Raw genomic sequence first — 22,826 nt, forward strand, 5'->3', positions numbered from 1 at the left:
GACCGAAAGCTTGTCCTTCATCTTCCGAGCCCGGCTTCGTGCCGGGTTTTTTTATGCACGGCGTTTTCCTGGAGGGTTTTTTCCTGCCGGGCTTGCTGCCGCAGTACCAGCAGCACGAGCCACATGCCCAGGACCAGCGGTATCAGCATCAGGTTGAGCGTCTGCCAGCCGAGCCAGGCATTCAGCGGTCCGGCGAGTAGCGCCGAAAGGGCCGTCAGCGAAAACACCGCGCAGTCATTGAGGGCCTGTACCCGTGGGCCTTCGCCGGATCGATAGGTGGTGGTCAGCCACGCGCTGGCGGGCAGGAAAGTGAAGTTCCAGCCCAGTCCCAGCAGGAACAGACCGATAGCGAACGTCCACAAGGAGGCGGGCAGCAGGGCGTAGAGCAGACTGGCCAGTAGACTCAACGAACCCACGACAATCATCCGCTGATGGCCGAAGCGCCGGGTCAGGTCGCCGGTGACGAACGAGGGCGCGAACATCGCCAGGATATGCCACTGGATCACGTTGGTGACGTCGCCAAAGCCGTGCCCGGCGTGTGTCATGGCCAGCGGCGTTGCGGTCATCGCCAGATTCATGATGGCGTAGCTCAAGGTGGCGATCAGTACCGCGGCGAGCAGCGGTGGATGGCGCAGCAGCGCGCCGGGTCGGCGCGCCAGCTTGGAGTCGGGGCTGCGCTGTGGAGAAGGAAGTGTCAGCCGCGACAGCAGTACCAGTGCCAGCGCGTAGAGTCCGGCGAGACCTACGAAGCAACCCAGGAAGGGAATCTCGAAACCGTGCTGTGAAGCGCGCGCCAGCCAAGGCCCGAGAAAGGCGGCGATGACGCCGCCGGCCATCACCAGACTCAGCGCTCGGTCACGTTGGGCGGGGCCAGCCGCGTCGATGGCCGCGAAGCGGTAGAGCATGCCGGCACCGATGCTCATGCCGATGGCGAACGTTCCCAGATTGAACAGCGGGAAATTCGATGCCTGCAGCGCCAGCATGCAGATCGCGATGCCGACAAGCCCGACACCGTTGCCGATCAAGAAGGTGCGCTTTCTCCCAAGCCTCGCGGTCAGCCAACCGGAAGGCAGGGTGGCTGCCGTCAGCCCCAACAGTTGGGCTGCCACGGGTAACGTGCTCCAGTCGGCATTCGCTGATAGTTGATTACCCACCAGCGGCGAGACGGCAATCAGCAGGATATTACCGCTGACCAGCAGTGCCTGGCATAGCGCCAGACCCCAGACAGTGAGCGGCAGGCGCGGTGTGATCCGAGTCGTCATGAGGCATCTCGCGTTTCAGGATTGGCGCCGGCAAGGCCGAACCGGGCACGGTAAGCGCTGGGTGCCAACCCGTAGCGACGCTGGAATTGGCGGCGTAACTGCTCGGCACCGCCAATGCGGCAATGCTCGGCAATCCGTGTCAGCGAGGCATCGCTCTCCGCCAGCAGACGGCGTGCGGATTCCAGTCGCAGACGGGTCAAGAATTCGAACGGGGTCATCTGTAACTGCTGGCGAAACAGGCGCTGAAAGTGACGCGGCGTGACGGCTATCGATTCGGCCAGGCCTTCGCTGTTCCAGTCCGCCAGCGGATCGTTCAGCACTCGATCAATCAGCGTCCTCAGCCTGCCGTGACTGGCGAGCTGGCAGCGAAGCCCTTCACTGAACTGTGCCTGATCGCCGGGGCGATGGAGAAACATGACCAGCTCTCGCGCCACCTCTCCCGCGAGTCGATGATCGTGATCCTGGGCGACCAGCGCGAGCGCCAGATCCATGCCGGCGGTGACGCCAGCGCTGGTGTAGAGGTTGCCGCTTTGCCGATAGAGCGCATCGGCTGCGACATGGATCTTGGGGAATTCCCGCGCCAGCCGCTCGGCCTGCCGCCAGTGCGTCGTGACGCAGCGACCGTCGAGCAGGCCGGTTCTCGCCAGCGCAAAAGCGCCGGTGCAGATCGAGCCGACACGAGATGCCGATACGGCCCGTTCGGCGAGCATCCGAATGACCCTGTCGTCGAGATCGTGAACGCCGTGACCGCCGGCGACCAGCAGCGTATCGGTGGGGGACGTCGTGGCCGACGGACGGCTGGTCGATGCGAATGCGCCCAATGCATGAGTGGCCACCAGCGTCATGCCGCCGTTGGACGTGACTTCGCCGGGTTCGATGGCGTTGAGACGCAGGTCATAGTGGCGGCGGCCCAGCAATGTGTTGGCGCTGGCAAAGACCTGCCAGGGCCCGCTGGCGTCCAGCAGTTGGCAGTTCGGATAAACGAAGAGATCGACGGTATGGGACACACCCTTGCCTCTGCTGAAGATGACGCGAATCTCGAAGGTGACTCGGGCCGATTGCGATGAGCCCAGTGTGAGTCGATCGAGGTATGTCGGCAATGACATCAATCCCACCCGAAACGACATGGTGGCCCGCTTCGATATCACCGACTCGAGTGGTGCCATCCATGGTGGGATGGACACCGGGTCATGCCGCGAACGTCTTATCCTTTGGTCGACCCTGCTGGCGCCGTGGGCGCCGTTGGCTATCGGTGCGTGAGAATTGGGATTATCATCTTCTGCGCATTAGTAACGTGCTAACTATATTTTGGGGAGGCCAGTTCATGGCAGATGTCACATCACGGGTTATCGGAATCGGCGGTGTATCGGTGATTCTATTGGGTGGTTTCGGGGTGATGGGCACGGCGCAGGCATATTCGGCATTTTCTGCGGATTCCCCCGACATGTTTGGAGACTGGGGCGGCGGGCGCACCGCGCTGGAAGATGCCGGCGTCAGTTTCGATTTCGACTATGTGGGCGAGGCGGCCACGATTCTCGATGGTGGCTATCGCGACAGCCATGTGACCAAGTACGCGGATCAGTTCGCGGTCGGTGCCAATTTCGACCTCGACAAGCTTGCCGGCATTCCCGACGCGGAATTCCAGCTCACCGTCACCAACCGTAATGGCCATAGCGTCAACGACAGGTTGAGCGATCCGGGTGCGACCGTTGGCGGCTCGTCGGTGCAGGAAGTCCAGGGGCGCGGACCGGTCACCAGGCTGACCCAGTTCTGGTACCGCCAGCGTTTCTTCAATGACGCGCTTGCCGTCAAGCTGGGGCGAATTCCGTTCGGCGATGATTTTGCCACCATCGACAGCAACTTCCAGAACCTGGCATTCGGCGGCGCACAGCCGGGCAACTGGGGCAATAACATCTACAACTGGCCGATCGCGCAGTGGGCCGCGGTGATCCGCGCCAATGTCGCGCCAGAGTGGTACGCCCAGGTTGGTGCGTTCAATATCAATGACAGCAATCTGCAAAACGATAACGGCTTCGATCTGCGCACCCGCGGTACCGAAGGCACGCTGTTCCCGGTGGAGCTCGGTTATACCCCGACGCTGAACGGTCTGGCGGGTGCCTACAAGCTCGGTTTCTATACCCAGAACGTCGACAACCGCGCGTATGGCGATGGTCCCGCGGATCGCACCAGCGATACCAATACCGGGTTCTATTACGTGGTCCAGCAGCAGGTGACCCAGCGTGGCGGCGACGCGGATCGTGGCCTGACGCTGTTCAGCATGGGCAACGCCAACCAGGGTGACACCGCGGGCATCGATCGCTACGTCTCGGTCGGCGCGACCTACGCAGGGCCGTTCGATGCGCGTCCGCAGGATGACGCCGGCATCGGCCTGGCCTATCTGCACGTCAACGACGACGTCAATGACTATGTCGACTATTACAACGCCACGCCGGCCGGTTCGCTGTCACCGCTGCCGCGCCAGGGCCACGAGTATGACGCCGAGGTCTACTACAGCTTCAACCTGACCGGCTACCTGACGCTTCGGCCCAATCTGCAGTACGTGGTCAATCCCTCGGCAGTGGACTCGGTCGACAACGCCTGGGTCGCAGGCACGACGATCAAAGCGAGCTTCTGATCAGGGCCGGTTTGCAGCCTCACGTGCGATCGGCTCCACGCAAGAACGGCTGCCCTTGGGCAGCCGTTTTCGTGACGATGCTTCGATACAATCCGCGCCAAGTGCTGGTTTCCCATCGCGCATGGCCGCGACAGGTTCGTCCTATGCGGGCCGTGTTCCCAGCCCGTTGTCCTTGGGCTTGCGAATCACCATGAAGTAGAAGAACACCACGGTCAGCGCGATGAAGAAGAGACTGTCCGGGCTGGTGAAGAAGATCAGCGGGTTACCGTCGTTGATGGAAAGCGCTCGACGGCAGTACTCCTCCAGGCTCGGTCCGAGCACGAACCCCAGCAGCAGGCAGACGGTGGGATATTTCTGCTTGCGCAGGTAGTAGGCCAGCACACCGAATACCAATGCCAGCGCCATCTGGAACGTGGAGTAGGTGGCCACGTAGCTGCCTACCAGTGCCACGATGGCAATGCTCGAATAGAGCACGTCACGGCGGATCGACACGATCTTGAGAAAGTAGGGACCGAGCAGATAAAGGGTCAGCGGAATCAGGATCAGGGCGCTGACGAACAGCGAGGCGAACATCGGCGCGATCAGGTCGAGCTGTTGGGTCATGAACTGCGGGCCGGGCTGGAGGCCGTTGATCACCAGCACGCCGAGCACGATGGCGGTGGTCGGATCGCCGGGGATGCCGAACGTCAGCATCGGCACGAACGCGCCGCCGCACATCGAGTTGTTGGCGCATTCTGCCGCCGCGATACCTTCCGGATTGCCCTTGCCGTAACGCTCCGGGTGCTTGGACGAGCGCATCGATTCGGCGTAGGAGACGAAAGCCGCCATCGAGCCGCCGGCACCGGGGAGAATGCCGACCGCGTAGCCGATGACCGCGCTTTTCAGGTAGCGCAGCGCGCCAATCTCGCGGACTTCGGACAGCGGCGGGATGAAATCGCGACGTCTCACCTTGGCCGCCTTGATCATGCTCGGGTCGACGGTGCGGGTGCTACGGCTATCGGCTTGGACCAGTAGCTCGCTGATGGCGAAGGTGCCGATGATCAGCGGCATCATGTCGATGCCCTGGACCAGCACGCCGGTGCCGAAGGTAAAGCGGGCCAGCGGCTGGACCACGTCGATGCCGATGGTGGCGATCATGACGCCGAACAGGGTCGCGATCATGCCCTTGGTGATCGATCCGCGCTGGGAAATGATGATCACGATCAGCGCAAAGGCGATCAGCGAGAACTTGCCCGGCGTGCGGATCAGCAGCGCCACGTCCGCCGCCAGCGGTGCCATCACCATCAGCAGCAGGGCGCCCAGCGAACCGCCGATCATCGAACCCAGTGCGGCATGGCCGAGCGCCTTGGCACCCTCGCCGCGCTGCTGCATCGGGTAACCTTCCAGGGCGGTCATCATCGACGAGGGCGCCCCGGGAATGTTGATGGTGGTGGCGGTGATGCTGCCGCTGCACATCCCGGCCATGAAGATGCTGGCACAGGCGACCAGCGCCGTGGTCACGTCGAGGCTGTAGGTCAGCGGCAACAGCAGGGCAATCGCCAGTACCGAGGTCAGCCCCGGCACCGCGCCGAAGAAGGTGCCGATCAGGAATCCCCCGATCATGTAGAGCAGGGTTTCGGGATTGGCGAGGGCGGCGAAGCCGCCAAGCAGCCCGGAGATCGCGTCCATGATCATTGACTCCAGAGAGTGGGCAGGCGGACCTGGAAGACGACCTCGAACAGCAGGTAGCCCGCCAGGGTGATGGCGACGGCGGCAATCAGCTTGGTCAGCCATTTATCGCGGAAGCCGCCGCCGAACAGACAGCAAAGCAGCAATACGTAGACGAACGTCGCGACGAAGTAGCCGATCAGATCGAACGCCAGCAGATAGCCCGCCGTCAGCACGACGACGCCGATCGCGCCGAGGGAGAGCCCGGCGTACTGGCGGCCGCTGGCAATCTCATCGTGGCTTTCCGCGTCGGCGGACGACGATTCGGCGGATGCCCTGGCCTTGCCGCGCAGCGCATGAACCATGGCGCAGGAGAGCGCAATCAGCATGATGATCGCGGTCGCGATGGGGAAGAAGGACGCGGTCATGTTGCCGGCCTTCATCGGTGGGCCGAGCTGGATCGCCGAGATCAGATAGATCAGGGTGATGATCGCGAGCGCTGCCGGTACATAGAATTCACCACTCAGTCCAGCGCGTCGGGAAGAGTGCGGAGATGACGGTTTCAACGACATAGGGCACCTGAAGTCGCAGCGCTGCGCCATGCGAACGGCATGGCGCAGTGTGGATAGGAACGAACGCGAGTGGCTTATTTTTCCAGCACGCCCTTGTCGACCAGCTCATCCATGGTGCTGAAGAGCTGCTGCTGCGTATCGTTCGCCCATTGGGTCACGTCGTCGGCTCCCAGCCAGGCGGGCGTCACGCCGATCTGTTTCAGCCACTGCTGGAATTCGTCGCTCTCATAGGCCTTGTGGTACGTGGCTTCCAGCTTCTCGATCACGTCATCCGGGGTGCGGGCCGGGGCGACCATGATGATGAAACTGCCCATCTGCAGATCCAGGCCGGTATCGGTCTCGGTGACCGGCGGTACATTGGGGAAGCCTTCATTCTGGGTGTCGGAAAACTCGACCAGACCGCGCGCCTGACCGGACTCGATCAGCGGCGCCAGATCGCCGAGACTGGTGACGACGGCATCGACTTCGCCGTTGAGCAGGGCTTCCTTCTGTGACGCTGCGCTGTTGTCGTAGGAGACGATCTTGAACTTGGCGCCGGTCTGTTCCTGCAGCTGCAGCAGCGTCAGATGGGTTCTGGCCCCCATGTTCTGGATGCCGACGCGAAGACTGTTGGGCTTTTCCTTGGCCGCGGCAATCAGGTCATCCAGCGTCTTGTAAGGAGAGGATTCCGGCACGGTGATCGCATCGGCTTCGCTGGTGATGCGCGCAATCATGCGCATCTTGTCCATGTTGAAGCCGGGCAGCATGTTCTTCCACGGGATCGTGATGATGCTGTCATAGGTGATCGCGGCGATGGTCTGCCCGTCCGGGCGCGCTTTCATCAACTGGAGCAGGCCGGTTGCCGTCATGCCGCCTTCCACGTTCTCGACATACATCGAGACGGGCAGCGACTCTTCGGCGATGTTGGAGGCCTTGCGAACGATGGCGTCGGTACCACCGCCGGCGGCTGCCGGCACGATGACGCGGATATCCCGATTCGGGAAGTCGGCTTGGGCGGTGCCTACCGTCAGTGATGCCAGGCAGGCGATCCCCAGCAGGGTTTTCTTGAACGTCATGAGGTAATCCTTGGCAGTGGGTGGACTTCGGGAGTGGGGTCGGCAGATTGACGAGCGCTTGTTGTTGGAGGAGTGCACCCGGACCCGGCTAATTGGCTTGTGCCTTTGTAGCCGGTTTATTCGTACGATGTAATACAACCTTGGTTTGACACCGTGCATCTGGCCGAGCGATGGCGCCAATCAGTCGAGGCGTCGGCAAGTGGGCAACGACCTTCGTCGCTTGGGTCTCGCTCGAGGCTTTCGTTATGCTGGTCAGACCTATCCGCGTTGACCCGCCCATCGCCCGCCTGGAGCCCCTGATGCCGTTACCCGAGTCCTGGTTTGCCGAGATCGACGTTCCCGTCGCGCTGGAAAGTGCGTGGCGCGAGGCCAGGCAGCGCCTGAGCGAGGGACTCGCGGCCACGACCATCGACCCTGCCATCATCGACGGCTGGCTTTCCCTGAACGACACGCGTCGGCGCGAATTTTCCCGACTGGTCCTGCTGTCGGACTTCGCCCTGGACGCGCTGACCACGCGCCCCGCGCTGCTGCCCACCTTGATCGAGAGTGGCGAGCTGGAGGCGGCACCGAGCCGGGCACAGATCGAAGCGTCGCTCCACCAGGCGCTGGCGCCGGCGGACAGCGAGGAGACGCTTCATCGGACGCTGCGTCGTTTTCGCCAGGCGCGGATGGTGGGCATCGTCTGGCGGGATCTCAACGGCGCCGAGATGTGGACGACCGCCCGCGCCGTCTCCGAACTGGCGGAAATCTGCCTCGAAGGGGCGCTGGGGTGGCTCGAGGGGCATTTCGCGGCCCGCTGGGGGATACCGGCTCCACGCGCCGACGGCACAGCCCAGCGGCTGATCGTGCTGGGGATGGGCAAGCTCGGCGCTGGCGAGCTCAATCTCTCTTCGGATATCGATCTGATCTTCGCGTTTGCGGAGAAGGGCACGACCCGGGGCGGAGAGCGCGAATACGAGCATCAGCAGTACTTTACCAAGTTGGGCCAGAAGCTGATCGCGGCGCTGGATGCGATAACGGCGGACGGTTTCGTCTTTCGGGTCGACATGCGCTTGCGTCCGTTGGGCGACGGCGGGCCTCTGGTCGGCAGCTTCAACACCTTTACCAGCTACTATCAGGATCAGGGGCGCGAGTGGGAGCGTTACGCCATGCTCAAGGCGCGTCCCGTGGCCGGTGATCTTGACGCCGGGCATGAGTTGCTCGATGAGCTCAAGCCCTTCATCTATCGCAAGTATCTGGATTTTGGCGCGATCGAGTCGCTGCGCGACATGAAGGCGATGATTCATCGCGAGGTCAAGCGCCTGGGGCGGGACGACAACATCAAGCTGGGGCGGGGCGGGATCCGCGAGGTCGAATTCGTGGTTCAGGCGTTTCAGCTGATTCGCGGCGGTCGCGACACCGAGCTCCAGGTGACGTCGTTGCGAGAAGCCATGGCGCGCCTGGTGACGCTCGAGCTGCTGCCGCAGTCGGTGGTCGACGAACTGCAAGAGGATTACGCGTTCCTGCGGGATCTCGAGCACGCGCTGCAGGCCCAGCAGGATCGTCAGACGCAGCAGTTGCCGAACGATCCGGAGAACCAGGCGAGGTTGGCGATGGCGATGCAAATGCCTGACTGGGATGCCTTGAAAGCAGCACTCTCCGCGTGCCGGGAGCGCGTTCGACGCCACTTCGACGCGGTGGTCGCCGACCCGGACGACGAGTCGCAGGCGCCCGCTGGAGAGTCATCCCAAAACGACGCGGTCTGGCGCCAGCTGTGGCACGGTGAAATGGACGACGCCGAAGCCGAGCGCGTGATGGCGGCAGCAGGCTACGAGCCGCCCGAGGCGCTGCGGCGGCTCAAGACTTTCCGCGATTCGCGCGGCGTGCAATCGATGCAGCGTATCGGTTATGAGCGCCTCGACGCCGTCATGCCGATGTTGCTGGAATCGGTCGCCGACAGTGAAACGCCCACCACTGCGCTGGAGCGTGTGCTGCCGTTGATCGAAGCGGTGCTGCGGCGCACCGCCTATCTTTCGCTGCTGCGCGAGAATCCGCAGGTACTGCCGTCGCTGGTCCGGCTGTGTGCGGCCAGCCCCTGGATCGCCGAACAGCTGGCGCGTCACCCCATTCTTCTCGATGAGCTGCTGACCCCGGCAACGCTCTACTCGCCTGCCGACAAGCAGCGGCTGGCGGACGAGCTGCGTCAGACCCTGGCCCGGATCCCCGAAGACGACGAGGAGGGTTGGCTGGAGGCGATGCGAGTCTTCAAGCAGACCCAGGTGCTGCGGGTTGCCGCGTCCGACATTGCCGGCGGCCGTGTGCTGATGAAGGTCAGCGATTATCTGACCGCGATCGCGGAAGTCGTCCTCGATAGCGTGCTGCAGATGGCGTGGCGCTCGCTGAGCGCGCGCTACGGTCAACCGGAACCGCGCGAGGGGGCTGATCGAGCCGCTTTCCTGATCGTCGGCTACGGCAAGTTGGGTGGCATCGAGCTGGGCTACGGCTCCGATCTCGATTTGGTGTTCCTCTACGATGCCGCACCTCGCGGCGTTACCGACGGCGCCAAATCGATCGACAATCTGGTGTTCTTCACCCGGCTGGGGCAGCGCATCATCCATCTGCTCAGCGTCACTACGCCGAGCGGCACGCTCTATGAAGTCGACATGCGCCTGCGCCCCTCGGGTAACGCCGGCTTGCTGGTCTCCTCGTTGCAGGCTTTTGCCGAGTACCAGCGCAAAGACGCCTGGATCTGGGAGCATCAGGCACTGGTCCGCGCGCGCGCGGTGGCCGGGAATGATGAATTGGCAACACGCTTCGAGGCTATTCGCCGCGAGATGCTGGCGCGAGAGCGGGACTGCGCCGAGCTGCGCCAAGAAGTCGTCAGGATGCGTCTGAAGATGCGAGAGCACCTCGGCAGTGGCGGCGAGGCGCGGGAAGCCGGCCAGTTTCACCTCAAGCAGGATGCCGGCGGGCTGGTGGATATCGAGTTCATGAATCAATACGCGGTGCTGGCGTTGTCGTCCCGGACGCCGGCGCTGCTCGAGGTCACCGACAATATGCGGTTGATGGATGCGCTGGCCGAGAGCGGCCGCCTTCCCGAACAGGACGCGCGGAATCTGCAGGCGGCCTATCTCGCCTATCGCGATGCCAGTCATCGCGCATCGCTGGCCAAGCGCGGCAGTCTGGTATCGGCCGAGACGTTCGCCGATCACCGCGCGCATATCCTGGCGCTATGGCAGCGCTGGATGCAGCCTGAGACAGAATCCGGGGCGAACGATCAATGAATACAGTGTTTGATTACGTTATTATTAACGAGTCATGACGTCTTGATGTCGGCTCGGAGTGGCCCACGATGTATCGACTCGCCCCTGTCAACGAGATTGCCCACGGCAACGACCGAGCGATCTACCGGCACCCGGATCGTCCCGAGTGCTGCATCAAGGTGCCTCGTTTTCCTGAACGCGGCAGTCAGCAGAACGAACGCGAGAAAGTCTATTTCGAGAATCTGAAGCGCCGGGGCGTCGATGACTGGCGCCACGTTCCGGAGTATTTCGGCGCGGTGGCGACGGATTGCGGGGAAGGGCTGGTCTTTGGCCTGATTACCGATGCCGATGGTCAGATATCTTCCACCATTCGGCAATATCGTCAGCGGGGCGAGACAGCCTGGTTCGAGTCCCAGGCGTTCTCCAACGAGCTGCAAGGGCTCTATCGTTACCTGCGTGACAACTGGATCGTGCCGTCCGATATCAACGATCGCAATATCGTCTGCCAGCGCCGGGTGGACGGCACTCGGCGGCTATGGCTGATCGATGGCGTCTCCAACCCCGACTTCATGCCGCTGGCCAATGTCTGGCCATGGTTCGCGCGGCAGAAGATCGATCGACGGATGAAACGATTCTTCGCCAAGTTGGCCGGTTACGGCCTGTTGCCCGAGCCCGAGCGCAACGAGCGGGTTCGTAGCGTTCACTAATCTTCGCTGACTGCCGTACTGACGCCGCCATGTCTTGCAAGGACGACGGCCTCTCGATGAATTCGAGAGGCCGTCTGCATTGGTGTCAACCCGATCAGCGACCCGCAGATGCGGCGCGCGGGTCACGTCCCAGCGGATGCGGCTCGTTACGCGCTTTGGCCAGATCGATCTGCTTCTGCCGTTCGCGGGCACTGGCACGGGTCTTTTCCGGCAGCGAGTCCCAGCAGTGGGGGCAACTGATACCGGGCGAGTAGCGCTCTGAGGCCTGGTCCTCGGTGGAGATCGGCATCCGGCATGCGTGGCACTGTTCGAACTCGCCCTCGCTCAGATCGTGGCGAACGGTGACTCGGTTATCGAACACGAAGCAGTCGCCGCGCCAACGAGTCTGGGCTTCCGGAACCTTCTCCAGATAGCTCAGGATGCCGCCCTTGAGGTGGAACACCTCTTCGAAGCCCTCGTCGAGCATGAAGCTCGAGGCCTTCTCGCAGCGAATGCCCCCGGTGCAGAACATCGCCACCTTCTTGTGCCGGGTGGGGTCGTAGTGCGTTTTGACGTACTCCGGAAACTCGCGGAACGACTTGGTCTTCGGGTCGACGGCGCCTTCGAAACTACCGATCGCTACCTCGTAGTCGTTACGCGTATCGATCACCAGCACTTCGGGGTCATCGATCAAATCGTTCCACTGTTCCGGCTCGACGTAGGTGCCGACGCGCCGATTGGGGTCGACGCCGTCGACGCCGAGCGTGACGATCTCGCGCTTGAGCTTGACCTTGGTGCGATAGAACGGATGCGCTTCGCAGTACGACTCCTTGTGCTCGAGCGCCGCGAAGCGCGAGTCACGCTTGAGCCAGCCGAGCAGCGCATCGATATCGGCACGCGTGCCGGAGACCGTGCCGTTGATACCCTCGACGGCGAGTAGCAGCGTGCCCTTGACGTCGCGACGCTTCATCTCGTTCAGTAGCGGCTCGCGCAGGGTTTCGAAATCGTCCAGCGTGACGAATTGATACAACGCCGCGACGACGATCGGTAGATCGTTGGATGACATGCAGGACTCCTGGTTGTCGCCCTCGCAAAGGGCGGACCGGGTAAGGCGAGGGCTATCGAGGCCCTCGATGAACGTCACGTATTTTACGCCGCTGAGCGGCGTCGTCCAGCGGTCGGCTGTCGCAGCTCGGGTAAGCGGGTCTCGTTTGCCGTTACTGAACGCTCTCGGCGATATAGCGTGCGATCATCAGGTCGAGATGCGCGCCGCCGCCATTCTTGAATACCGTGATATCGCTCCCGTCCTGCCGGCCAGGATGGCCGTCGAGCAGATCGTAGAAGTCGCCGAGAACGTCTTGTTCGGAGATGGCGCCACTGGCGATGGGAATCTTCAGTTCCCCGATATGGCCCATCGTTGTCTCGCGGCTATCGACGAACAGGCGGCCGGCTTTCAGCAATTCGTCGTCCGCCTCGCGCATGTCAGCCTTGTAGGCGCCGATGAGGTCGACGTGGGTGCCGGGCTGTATCCACTCTCCCAGAATCAACGGCGCACGCGCCATGGTGGCGCTGGTGATGATGTCCGCCGACCGGGCGGCGGTTTCCAGATCGGTCACGGCGGTGACGTTCAGGCCGCGCTTGGCGCAGGTTTCCGCCAGTGTCGACGCCTTGTCGTGAGTACGATTCCAGACGCTGATGCGTTCGAGCTCGGGAAAGAGCGAGGTGTAGGCATCGATCAGACTGGCAGCGACATTGCCGGCACCGCAAATCAGCAGATGACGACTGCTCGGGCGGGCGAGCAAAAGAGCGCCCAAGGCGGAATCGCTGGCCGTCTTGATTTCGGTGACGAGCCGGCTTTCGATGATCGCCTTCAGCTGACCATCATCGGGCGCGAAATAGAGCATGGCGCCCTGCACGGTATCCAGCCCACGGGCGGCATTACCATCGAAGACAGTAACCGCCTTGGCGCCATAGCCCACGCCGGGAATGAAGCAGGAGCGGTTGAGCAGCGTCTTGTCGGCCGGGCCCAGGAAGGTATCGTCGATCTCCGGCCGCGCGGCGCGATGGCCCTGCTTCAGGGCCTCGACGGCCTCGGCCCAGGAAAGGCGGTCGCGGGCTTCGGTATAGGTGATGAGTCGGGTCATGGGGGCTCTCGGGGTTCGACGATCTCGGTGACGACGGCGGTCTTGACAGAGTTGGCGATGAAGCAGCCCCGGTGGGCCTGGTGGTGCATCGTCTCGAGCTGCTCACGTGTCGGCCGGCGCTCGCCGGAAAACGTCACGGCCGGTCGCAGGGTCACTCGCGTGATGGAGAGTCTGCCCTCCGCATTTTTCTCCATCACGCCGATGGCCTGGTCTTCGTAGCGGTCCACGGCAAAGCGTCGTTTGGCGGCGATACCCAGGAACACCAGCATGTGACAGCTGGCCAGCGAGGCGACGAACGCCTCCTCGGGATCGACATGGGACTCGATGGAGTAGGGCAGCGGGACAATGTGGGGCGATGACGATGCCGGTACACTGACACCGCCATCGAAAAGCCATTCATGGCCGCGACTGTAGCGGTTGTCGGTGAAAGCTTCCTCGGACTGACGCTGCCACCGAACGGTGGCGATGTAGTTGGCCATCGTGACTCCCTTCTCAGTCTAGGCCGCTCAGGCATCGAGCCGCGTCGTCAGGATAGCCGTACTCTACCTGGAGCCCTCGATAGATCGACTCGCGCTCGCTGATCGGCTTGTGTTGACTCGCCTTGCGCTTGCCTTCCAGCCGCTCGATGGTCAATTCGATACCCATGATGGCACGACACATTCCGGCGATGTAGTCATCCGGGGCATCGTCGATCGACCACGGTGACGGCCGGTCCTGCTCGAAGCGCAGGGTGAGTCGTCCCACGAGCCGTTTCAGCCATTCGGGATCATCGATCAGCCGTAGCCGGCAGTGGGCGTGCACGACCTGATAGTTCCAGGTCGGCACGACCTTGCCATGATCTCGCTTGGCGGGGTACCAGCTCGGCGTGATATAGGCGTGCGGTCCGTGGAAGGTGGCCAGGGCCGAGCGCGTGTCCGGGCCGTTCTTCAGCTCGCGGGCGAGCGGATTGCCACGGGCGATATGCCCTAGCAGTGTGGCTGGCGTCGCCCCGTCGTTGGCCGGCTCGAACAGCATAGGCAGATGGTCGGCGGTCAGCCCGCTGTCGGCGCCGTGGGTGACCAGCGTGGCAAACGGCGATTGCTCGATGGTCAACTGCAGGGTTTCGGCATCGTCGATCCGAAAATGGCTCGGTTGGTACATGCTACCGCTCCCTTCCCGGCAGTTGGCCGGTCATGCTCGACAGCGATCGTCGTTGGCGGCCGTTGGCGTCGAAGTTCTCGGCTGCGAGCCACCGTTCGTGGCAGCGCCGAATCGCTGGCCACTCTTCGTCGATGATCGATAACCAGGCCGTATCGCGGTTGCGGCCGTTGACCACGCGATGCTGGCGAAATACGCCCTCGAAGCGAAAGCCCAGGCGTTCCGCGGCGCGACGCGAGGGCGCGTTCAGCGCATCGCACTTCCACTCCACGCGGCGGTAGCCGAGCTCGAAGGCGTAACGGATCATCAGCATCAATGCTTCGCTCGAGATCGGCGTGCGCACCATGCGGGGAGAGAAACTGAGATGACCGATTTCGATGCGCCCATCCGCCGGGACGATGTTCAGATAGGTCGCCATGCCAACGGCCTGATCGTTCGTCGGATCGATAATGGCGTAGCAGAGCGGGTCGGCGCCCGCGGTCATCAGCTCGAGCCAGCGCCGGCAGCCGATTTCATCGTCGAAATCGCGTCCGCCGAGGTAGGTCCAGCGCGCCTGGGCATCATGGTCATTGGCGATAGCGGGATCGGGGTCCTGCCATGCCTGCCATAGCGCGGGTGCGTGAAGCGCGGCATCCAGCGGTTCCAGTCGACAGAAACGGCCCTGCAGAGCGATACCGTCCGGTGGAGAAGGGGGCTGCCAGCTTTCGATATCGGCGCCGACGGGTTGGCCGTATGGGTTGGTGATCGAGGTCATGGTGACTACACGCTCAGCAGGTAGGTATGAAACGCCTCGTCGCGCTGCCAGCCGAGCGACTGGTAGCGGGACTGGGCGGCGGCGTTCTCGACCTGGGTGCGCAGCATCAATTGGGCAATACCGTGCTCGGATGCCAGCTCCCTGGCGGCCTGCAGCAGGGCGCTGCCGATGCCGCGGCAACGACCCTCGGGGACGACGAAGAGATCGTTGAGAATCCAGCGTGAACCGAGTGATGTGGTCGAGGGCACGGGGAACAGCTGCACGAAGCCGACGGCCGAGCCAGTGCCGTCCAGCGCGATAAGAAGATGCGCGTCTTCCCGCTCGAAGCGCTGGATCAGAAAGTGCCTTGCGCCCTCCGGGTCGCTGGGTTGTCGATAGAACTGACGATAGCCGTCGACCAGCAGAGCGAGGTCGTCGATATCTTCGGGCTTGGCTACACGAATGGTGGGCATGTCGGGCTCCTTCGGCAGTGACGTGAAATGAGTCTGGCATCATACTGGTTCCCCGGTAAGATCCAGTTGGCGCGGTAATAAGGGGACCGGTAGTGGAGGAACCCGTGACCAGTCACCCAGTGATCAGTCAACCAGTGAAGATAGAGCCAGTGAAGATAGAGCCAGTGAAGATAGAGCCAGTGAAGATAGAGCCAGTAACACCGCCTCATGCCCACCGACTCTGGATCATCGACGCGCTGGCGATGCAACTCGCCTCGCCGTCGACGCGGACCTTGAGCCAGCGACTCTATCAATCGCTGCGAGAATGGATTCAGCAAGGTCAGCTCGGTGTCGGCAGCGCACTACCTTCTTCGCGCCAGTTGGCTCGCGAACTCGGACTGGGGCGTAACACCGTGCTGGCCGCCGTCGACCGGCTCACGGCCGAGGGCTTCGTGGAGACACGCCCAGGCGCGGGAGTCTTCGTCGCCGAGTGGCAATCGGAGCGCGGCGCGGGGGCAATACCGGTATCCAGTGCTGGTGCCGTCTCGCATGAACTCTCCGCTCGGGGGCAGCGCATTCTCGATTTCAGCAGGGTGTTGAGCGATCGCCATACCGCCTTCGCCCCGGGCGTACCCGCGCTGGACCAGTTTCCGCGTGAACGCTGGCAGCGCCTGCTGCGTCGGCATTACCAGCGAGCACCGATCGAATGGCATGACTACCAGCACCAGGGCGGGGTCGCGGCGTTACGCGAAGTGCTGTGTGACTATCTGCGGCTGTCGCGCTCGGTGCGTTGCCGGCCCGAACAGATCCTGATCACCCAGGGGGCCCAGCAAGGCTTCGAACTGATCGCCCGACTGCTTGCCGATGCCGGCGACGCGGTGTGGGTGGAAGAGCCCGGTTATGGTGGTGCGCAGTCCTGCTTCGTGGCGGCCGGTCTGAACGCCATACCCCTGGCGGTGGACGAGGACGGCGCGAACGTGAATCGCGTAGCGGACGAGACGCCGGCGCCCCGATTGATCTACGTCACGCCTTCACACCAATATCCCAGCGGCGTGACGATGAGCCTGCCGCGGCGGATGGCGTTGCTCGAAGCCGCCTCCCGTCACGGGGCCTGGATCATCGAGGATGACTATGACAGCGAGTTTCGCTACGCCAGTGCACCGATCGCGTCGCTGCAAGGGCTCGTCGACGACGCGCCGGTAATCTACGTCGGCACGTTCAGCAAGGTACTCTATCCGGGATTGCGGCTGGGCTATCTGGTATTGCCGGAAGCACTGGTCGAGCCGTTCACGCGCGCCAATGCGCGACTTCACCGGGAAGGCCAATACGTGGCACAGGCGGCATTGGCGGCATTCATTGGCGAGGGGCACTTCGTGCGTCACGTTTCGCGGATGCGTGAACTCTACCGCTGGCGGCAGGCGCAGTTACGCGAGGCGCTGGCTTCGGCCGTCGCACGCGGGCTCGTACTGTCGGCGGGGCAGGCGGGGATGCATCTGGTTGCCCAATTGGAGAGCCGCGAGATCGAATCCGAGCTGGTCGCGCGGGGGCGCCGGGCCGGCATTCTGCTGTCGCCGCTGTCAGGTTACTTCCTGCAGCAGCCGGGCAGGCCCGGACTGGTGTTGGGTTACGCCGGCGCCACGGATGCCGAAATCGCCACGGCCGGGCGCTGGCTGTGCCGCGCCTGGTGTGAACTGAGCGCTCCGGACAGGCGTTGATCCGGGGCTTGTCGGTGGAAGCCGACGTCAGGCGTCGCCTTCTCCATCCCCGTCGGTATCGCTGGGGCCTGGGGCACTCCGGTGGTTGTTTTCCGGAGATCGTCGCGCCGTGCGTGATGACGTGCCGTGGCGAGTGCGCCGCTGTTCGCTCTCGTATTCTGAGTCTGTGTCCTGACGCTCGCCGTTTTCATGTTCGAGGTCATCTCGCCCGGTGCCGTCGTTGCTGGAGTTATCCTGCCGAACTCGGTCTTTTTCGACGCTCTCTTTTTTGACGCTCTCTTTTTCGACACCTTCGGGCAGATAGATGCGGGAGGCCGGAATGGCCAGTTCCGCGCCCCGTTCATCGATGATGTCGCGAATCTTCAACAGGATTCCCTGCTTGATCTCGTGAAAGCGTTGCCAATCCGTCTCCAGGGTAAAGGCGTAGACGATGATATCCAGCGAGTACTGGCCGTAGGTGGAGAAGTTGACCGTGATCAGTTCGTCCTGATTGATCTCCTCGTGCTCCAGCAGCATGTTGCGGATATCCCGAGCGACATTCTCGATGACACCGATGTCCTGGTAGCGGAGGCTGATGGTTTCCCACAGCCGACGGCTGACCATTCGTGTCGGGGTTTCCACCGAAATCTGACTGAACCAGGCGTTGGGCACGTAGAGCGGTGGGCCGGCGAAGGTCCTGACGGTGGTGAGACGCCAGCCGATGTCTTCGACGATGCCCTCGATCTGGCGTTCGGGGGAGCGAATCCAGTCGCCGACCACGAACGGCTTGTCCAGATGAACGACCATGCCGCCGAAGAAATTGGCGATGACGTCTCGCGCGGCAAAGCCGATCACCAGGCCGCCGAAGCCGCCCATGGCGAGAATGCTCGACATCGATACGCCCAGAATCTGGAGGCCGATCAATATCAGCGTGACGATCAGTACGGCGCCGACGATCTTGGTCAAGGCGGACGCCGAGGTGGGGTCGACCGGCTTGGCATGACAGTTGCCGGGGGGAAACACCAGCCGCTGTTCCAGGCGCCGGAAAAGCCGGATGCCGCCCCACGCCACGAGCAGGAGCGTGATCAAAGCGCCGATCCGTGACAGCACGGGATTGGCTCGCTCGATCCCGAAATGCGCCCCGATAACGCCGAGATCGATCATCAGTGCCGTGACCCAGACCCACCAGCGCAGCGGAAGGCGCAGCCCGTGAAGGATGGGGTCGTCCCATCGACGCGGTGACTCGCGCAGACGACGCTCCATACGGTTGAGTACGAAGTGCAGCGCGATGTCGATGATGATCGCCGCCAGTAGCACCAGGGCCGGCAGTACGATCCAGCCGGGGATATGGAGCCATTGCCCCAGCTCGTTCTGGAAGCGGGAAAGAAGGTTCGTGGCGCTATCGGAAATATTCATGCACCTGCTTTTTATGTCGGGGAATCGGCGCGCTGTGGCGCGCCGGTAGGGCTTAATGACTCACCGTGTCGAGTCGTTGGCGAGGCTCCGGTTCGAGAAAAGCGTAGCGGGCCATCGCCGTGTGTTCCACAGCGATGGTCGTTTCGTCGCGTTATCGAACGGGATCAGCGCAGGCAGCAGCGTTTGGCCTTTTTGCCGCTGCCACAGGGGCAGGGCGCATTGCGTGAAACGGGGACGCCGTCGGCCGGCGGATCGATGATGCCGTCGAGGTAACGCCAGATGCCCCGATGTCGACTAAAACGGGAGCGCTCATGAAGCACCTGCGGCGCGGCGAGCGCCGCTGCCGTGGCCGGACGGAAACGCGCCTTGAACTCGACCGTGCCACGCGCACCGCTCTCGCGGGCGTCGAGGATCTCGAGCCCCAGCCACTGGTTTTCCTGTCGATCGAGCTGTTCGGCCGTCAGCGCCGGATCGATCGTATCGGCATCCCAGGTCTCGACGAGATAGCCGCCAAGCCCGCCCAGCGCGAAGGCGGTATAGCGTGAACGCATCAGTGCCTCTGCAGTCGGCGCGGCGGCTTCCCCGAGGTGATAGATTGCACAACAGCGGGCGTAGGGATTATGACTCCCGCAGGGGCATAATCGAGAATCGAGGGTTTCCGAGGCTGTGGTTGGAACATTCATTTGGGTACACTACGCTATCGTTTGTCTCTAAATGTTAATGGTGCGCTGCGATTTACCCTAACATGTGGTAAAAGAACGGCGCCTGGAATCCCAACCAACGCCAAGTCATTCGACACGTGGGTCGACCACTTATGTTTCTCGACGAGTTTCATTCCGCTGACGCGGACCGCATCTGTATCACCGCAGAGCAGGCCAGTCAGTTCGCGCGTCAGATCGCGGGAGATTACAACCCGATCCATGACCCCTGTGCGCGTCGTTTCTGCGTGCCGGGCGATCTGCTGTTCGCGCTGGTGCTGTCTCGTTATGGCTTGTCCCAGCACATGACGTTTCACTTCTGTGGCATGGTCGGGGACCGGGTGTCGTTGAGCTTCGTGGAAGATGACGCCGGAACCGTCAGCGTCGTGGATCAGGGCGGCAAGCAGTATCTGCGCGTCAAGCGAAGCGGCTGGACGATTCGCGATCCCGCCACCGTCGAGACTTTCACCCGTCGCTACGTGGCCTTCTCGGGGCGCAACTTCCCGCATTACCTCAAGCCGCTGCTCGAAGAGAAGGGCGTCATGTTCAACCCCCAGCGGCCGCTGGTGATCTATGACAGCATGGGATTCACGCTCGAGGATCACGATCCGTGCGATCTGGACCTGGACTTTGCCGGAGCCAATCTGGATGTCAAAGGCAAGCGCGGAGAAGCCCATCTCGAATTTCGCATGAGTTGCCATGGCCACGACGTGGGTATCGGCTCCAAGAAGCTGGTCATCAGCGGGCTTCAGGATTACGACGCGGACAAGATGGAGACGTTCGTGACCAACTTTGCCCAGTTGAAGGCGGCCAACCCCTGCTCGGCCTGAAAATTCGCCTGGCGGACTTCAGGTCATACAGCGATCGCGTTGTGCCCGACGGGCGTTGAGCCTTCGATTCGTGTCTGATCGCCTCTTTCGCCGATAATGCCATTCATGCCGTCTGTCGCGGCCAAGGGCTGACGGCGCCTGATCGTCGACGTGAATGGAATCCCCATGAAGGAACACGTGACCCCCTTCCAGTTCTTCATCCTGGCGCTTTCGTTCTATGTGCTGGGGGCAATGCTGGCGGAAATCTTCCTCGCTCTGCCGGCCGATATTCTTCAGTTGTTCGACTATCTGGACTATATCGTCTGTTTCTTTTTCTTCATCGACTTCTGCCAGCGGTTCTATCATGCCCCCAGCAAGTGGCGATACATGCGCTGGGGATGGCTGGATCTGCTGGCGTGTATTCCCGCCGGCTGGTTTCAGGCGGCGCGTCTGGCCCGTGTCGTTCAGATCATTCGCGTGCTCCGCGCGCTGCGCTCCCTGGAACTCATCTGGCAACTGCTGTTCCGCAACCGGGCCGAGGGCGTGCTGGCATCGGCGGCGACGGCGACCGTACTGCTGGTGGTCTTCGGGGCGATGACCGTGTTGATGGTGGAAACCCCCAACCCGAACAGCCCCATCAATACCGCTGAAGAGGCGCTGTGGTGGGCGATCGTGACCGTGACCACTGTCGGTTATGGGGATTACTACCCGGTCACGACGCTAGGGCGGATCGTTGCCGTGCTGCTGATGGTCTGCGGGGTGGGGCTTTTCGGTAGCTTCGCGGCCTACGTCAGTTCGCTGTTCGTCGAGGACCAGGGCGAATCGGATTCTCGCCAGCACAAGGCGAATCGGCGCATGATGCGTCACATGATCGAGCAGGTGAGCGAGTTGCAGGTCGAGATCGAATCGTTACGACAGGAGCTGCGCGAGCACCGTCAGGAACTGGCCGAGCGCCATGACACCGGGCGCGATGAGGGTGAAGGCGACGATCTTCGCCAAAAACCCGATGGCGACGGCGATGGCTGATGAGCGCAATGACGATATTGCATTGTCGGGAAAATATAAGGGTGCTAATATAATCCCATCGAATGAAGACACTTCGATAGCAGTCGTTCGAGTCGCGTCTCCAAGTATCACCCCGCCTCGCCCGCGCATCCCCCCTCTTGCGCGGGCTTTTTTATGTCCGTTTTCAGGGTCTCAGAAAGCATGAGTCCAGGACCGTAACCCCGCTGGATGGATTACCAACTCTTGTAGGGCAGGAACTTGCCGCTCAGGGTAACTACCACGCGATCCCCTTTGGGATCGGGCTGGCGATCGACTTCCATCTCGAAGTCTATGGCGCTCATGATGCCGTCGCCGAATTTTTCCTGAATCACGTCTTTCAGTGTCGCTCCGTAGACCCCCACGATCTCGTAGAGTCGGTAGACGAGCGGATCCTGAGGAATTGCCTGATCCCAGGTCTTGGTCGGGAAAGCTTCCAGCGCGGCAATCACGTCATCGCCCAGGTCCAGAGTGGCCGCGATGCGCCGAGCGGCCTCGGACGGGGCACTGTTCATGCCGTGGCACGCCGATGCGACCCACACGGGCGAGCGGCCGACGGCTTCTCCCAGTGTGTCCCACGAGATCCCCTTGCGCGCCTTGGCGGCCATCAGCGTATGGTGCATTTCCTGTTTGTCCATGACTGTGCTTCTCCAGTGGGTGGTTGACGTAATCGATGTTGACGCGGCGCTCTGATGAGCGCCGCGACGGTTCAGATCAGATTACGCCTGGGGCCGGTCTTGACGTGGGTGGCGTAGAGCGTCAATCCGGTGAAAGCGAGCCCTCCGGCCAGATTGCCCAGTACGGTCGGGATTTCGTTCCACCACATGTAGTCCCACACCGAAAAGCCACCCCCCATGATCAAGGCCGAGGGAAAGAGAAACATGTTGACGATCGAATGCTCGAAGCCCATGTAGAAGAACAGCATGATTGGCATCCACATGGCGATGGCCTTTCCGCTGACCGAGGTGGAAACCATTGCACCGACGACGCCCATCGAGACCATCCAGTTGCATAGCATGCCGCGGATGAAGATCGTTACCCAGCCAGCCAGACCATATTCGGCATAACCCAGCGTGCGCGCCTCGCCAATCCCGGCGATCTTGTCACCCACGACACCCGGTCCAATGGAAAAGCCATAGGTCAGAATGAAGGCCATCATGAAGGCGACCGTCAGCGCGCCGCCTAGATTGCCGAGGAAGACCCACGCCCAGTTGCGCAGCACTCGATTGAGGGTAACGCCCGCACGGCGATCCAGCAGCGCCAACGGGGTCAGCATGAAGACGCCGGTCAGCAGGTCGAATCCCATCAGATAGAGCATGACGAAACCGACCGGGAACAGAATGGCGCCGACGAGTGGCTGTCCGGTCTGAACGGTGATCGTGATGGCGAACGCCGCCGCCAGGGCCAGAATGGCGCCGGCCATGAAGGCGCGGATCAACGTGTCTCGAGTCGACATGAAGATCTTCGATTCGCCGGCGTCCACCATCTTGGTGGCGAACTCCGCTGGGACGAGATAGGACATGGTCGATTTCCTTTTGTATTTGTCTGGGAACTGAGGTTCATCAACGACAACTGCCATCGGCGGCGTCACGGGTATCGTTCA

Annotated in this window: 21 protein-coding genes; 6 read left to right on the forward strand and 15 right to left on the reverse strand. The window is 62.4% G+C overall.

Annotation, left to right across the window (positions count from 1 at the left end):
- Positions 1 to 17 precede the first annotated feature (17 nt).
- Positions 18 to 1,262 carry an MFS transporter gene (locus DOM36_RS13670; protein ID WP_232823843.1) on the reverse strand — a complete coding sequence of 415 codons (1,245 nt, stop codon included), beginning with the start codon at positions 1,260 to 1,262 and terminating at the stop codon, positions 18 to 20.
- A complete protein-coding gene (locus DOM36_RS13675; RefSeq protein ID WP_110643409.1) occupies positions 1,259 to 2,368 on the reverse strand; it encodes a helix-turn-helix domain-containing protein in 1,110 nt (369 codons plus the stop codon). The genes DOM36_RS13670 and DOM36_RS13675 overlap by 4 nt, the downstream gene beginning before the upstream one ends.
- Positions 2,369 to 2,586: 218 nt before the next feature.
- On the opposite strand from DOM36_RS13675, the gene DOM36_RS13680 reads away from it, so the two are divergent.
- Positions 2,587 to 3,897: a carbohydrate porin gene (locus DOM36_RS13680; protein WP_157958648.1), complete on the forward strand. Its 1,311-nt coding sequence runs from the start codon at positions 2,587 to 2,589 to the stop codon at positions 3,895 to 3,897.
- A 141-nt stretch (positions 3,898 to 4,038) separates the two neighbouring features.
- On the opposite strand, the gene DOM36_RS13685 is transcribed toward DOM36_RS13680, so the two are convergent.
- The 3 genes from DOM36_RS13685 to DOM36_RS13695 all read right to left on the reverse strand — a co-directional run bounded on the left by DOM36_RS13685 (position 4,039) and on the right by DOM36_RS13695 (position 7,171).
- Positions 4,039 to 5,565, reverse strand: coding sequence for a tripartite tricarboxylate transporter permease (locus DOM36_RS13685; protein ID WP_075569582.1), 1,527 nt, complete (start codon positions 5,563 to 5,565; stop codon positions 4,039 to 4,041).
- 2 nt (positions 5,566 to 5,567) lie between these two features.
- Positions 5,568 to 6,110, reverse strand: coding sequence for a tripartite tricarboxylate transporter TctB family protein (locus DOM36_RS13690; RefSeq protein ID WP_157958649.1), 543 nt, complete (start codon positions 6,108 to 6,110; stop codon positions 5,568 to 5,570).
- Between the two features lie 80 nt (positions 6,111 to 6,190).
- Positions 6,191 to 7,171, reverse strand: a complete 981-nt coding sequence (locus DOM36_RS13695; protein ID WP_075569584.1) for a tripartite tricarboxylate transporter substrate binding protein — start codon at positions 7,169 to 7,171, stop codon at positions 6,191 to 6,193.
- 299 nt (positions 7,172 to 7,470) lie between these two features.
- Between DOM36_RS13695 and glnE the strand changes: the two genes are divergently transcribed.
- Both glnE and DOM36_RS13705 read left to right on the forward strand, forming a co-directional pair.
- Positions 7,471 to 10,434, forward strand: coding sequence for a bifunctional [glutamate--ammonia ligase]-adenylyl-L-tyrosine phosphorylase/[glutamate--ammonia-ligase] adenylyltransferase (glnE, locus tag DOM36_RS13700; RefSeq protein ID WP_110643412.1), 2,964 nt, complete (start codon positions 7,471 to 7,473; stop codon positions 10,432 to 10,434).
- A gap of 68 nt (positions 10,435 to 10,502) precedes the next feature.
- Positions 10,503 to 11,120: a YrbL family protein gene (locus DOM36_RS13705; RefSeq protein WP_075569586.1), complete on the forward strand. Its 618-nt coding sequence runs from the start codon at positions 10,503 to 10,505 to the stop codon at positions 11,118 to 11,120.
- A 94-nt stretch (positions 11,121 to 11,214) separates the two neighbouring features.
- Here DOM36_RS13705 and DOM36_RS13710 read toward each other — a convergent pair whose 3' ends face one another.
- The 6 genes from DOM36_RS13710 to DOM36_RS13735 form a co-directional block, all read right to left on the reverse strand.
- Positions 11,215 to 12,165 (reverse strand): rhodanese-related sulfurtransferase, encoded by a 951-nt coding sequence (locus tag DOM36_RS13710; RefSeq protein WP_110643413.1) that lies wholly within the window; start codon positions 12,163 to 12,165, stop codon positions 11,215 to 11,217.
- Positions 12,166 to 12,316: 151 nt separating this feature from the next.
- Positions 12,317 to 13,243: an ornithine cyclodeaminase gene (locus tag DOM36_RS13715; protein WP_110643414.1), complete on the reverse strand. Its 927-nt coding sequence runs from the start codon at positions 13,241 to 13,243 to the stop codon at positions 12,317 to 12,319.
- Entirely contained in the window at positions 13,240 to 13,722 is a 483-nt protein-coding gene (locus DOM36_RS13720) for an OsmC family protein (RefSeq protein ID WP_110643415.1), read from the reverse strand. Before DOM36_RS13720 ends, DOM36_RS13715 begins: the two co-directional genes overlap by 4 nt.
- Before the next feature lie 13 nt (positions 13,723 to 13,735).
- A complete protein-coding gene (locus DOM36_RS13725; RefSeq protein WP_110643416.1) occupies positions 13,736 to 14,383 on the reverse strand; it encodes an FMN-binding negative transcriptional regulator in 648 nt (215 codons plus the stop codon).
- A 1-nt stretch (position 14,384) separates the two neighbouring features.
- Positions 14,385 to 15,134, reverse strand: coding sequence for a GNAT family protein (locus DOM36_RS13730; protein ID WP_110643417.1), 750 nt, complete (start codon positions 15,132 to 15,134; stop codon positions 14,385 to 14,387).
- A 5-nt stretch (positions 15,135 to 15,139) separates the two neighbouring features.
- Entirely contained in the window at positions 15,140 to 15,586 is a 447-nt protein-coding gene (locus DOM36_RS13735) for a GNAT family N-acetyltransferase (RefSeq protein WP_110643418.1), read from the reverse strand.
- 242 nt (positions 15,587 to 15,828) lie between these two features.
- Between DOM36_RS13735 and DOM36_RS13745 the strand changes: the two genes are divergently transcribed.
- Positions 15,829 to 17,280 carry a PLP-dependent aminotransferase family protein gene (locus DOM36_RS13745; protein WP_110643419.1) on the forward strand — a complete coding sequence of 484 codons (1,452 nt, stop codon included), beginning with the start codon at positions 15,829 to 15,831 and terminating at the stop codon, positions 17,278 to 17,280.
- A gap of 27 nt (positions 17,281 to 17,307) precedes the next feature.
- Here DOM36_RS13745 and DOM36_RS13750 read toward each other — a convergent pair whose 3' ends face one another.
- Together DOM36_RS13750 and DOM36_RS13755 are read right to left on the reverse strand one after the other, a co-directional pair.
- Entirely contained in the window at positions 17,308 to 18,675 is a 1,368-nt protein-coding gene (locus DOM36_RS13750) for a mechanosensitive ion channel domain-containing protein (RefSeq protein ID WP_110643420.1), read from the reverse strand.
- 164 nt (positions 18,676 to 18,839) lie between these two features.
- Positions 18,840 to 19,358: a YchJ family protein gene (locus DOM36_RS13755; RefSeq protein WP_110643421.1), complete on the reverse strand. Its 519-nt coding sequence runs from the start codon at positions 19,356 to 19,358 to the stop codon at positions 18,840 to 18,842.
- 131 nt (positions 19,359 to 19,489) lie between these two features.
- Between DOM36_RS13755 and DOM36_RS13760 the strand changes: the two genes are divergently transcribed.
- Positions 19,490 to 20,203, forward strand: a complete 714-nt coding sequence (locus DOM36_RS13760; protein ID WP_075569597.1) for a DUF3581 family protein — start codon at positions 19,490 to 19,492, stop codon at positions 20,201 to 20,203.
- Positions 20,204 to 20,368: 165 nt separating this feature from the next.
- Positions 20,369 to 21,208 (forward strand): ion transporter, encoded by an 840-nt coding sequence (locus tag DOM36_RS13765; RefSeq protein WP_110643422.1) that lies wholly within the window; start codon positions 20,369 to 20,371, stop codon positions 21,206 to 21,208.
- A gap of 212 nt (positions 21,209 to 21,420) precedes the next feature.
- Here the strand turns inward: DOM36_RS13765 and cynS are convergent, their stop codons facing one another.
- Both cynS and DOM36_RS13775 read right to left on the reverse strand, forming a co-directional pair.
- A complete protein-coding gene (cynS, locus tag DOM36_RS13770) occupies positions 21,421 to 21,861 on the reverse strand; it encodes a cyanase (RefSeq protein ID WP_110643423.1) in 441 nt (146 codons plus the stop codon).
- Positions 21,862 to 21,932: 71 nt separating this feature from the next.
- Positions 21,933 to 22,745, reverse strand: a complete 813-nt coding sequence (locus tag DOM36_RS13775) for a formate/nitrite transporter family protein (RefSeq protein ID WP_075569600.1) — start codon at positions 22,743 to 22,745, stop codon at positions 21,933 to 21,935.
- Between the last annotated feature and the right edge of the window lie 81 nt (positions 22,746 to 22,826).

The organism is Salinicola sp. CPA57 (assembly GCF_003206035.1).
Taxonomy (GTDB): Bacteria; Pseudomonadota; Gammaproteobacteria; order Pseudomonadales; family Halomonadaceae; genus Salinicola; species Salinicola socius.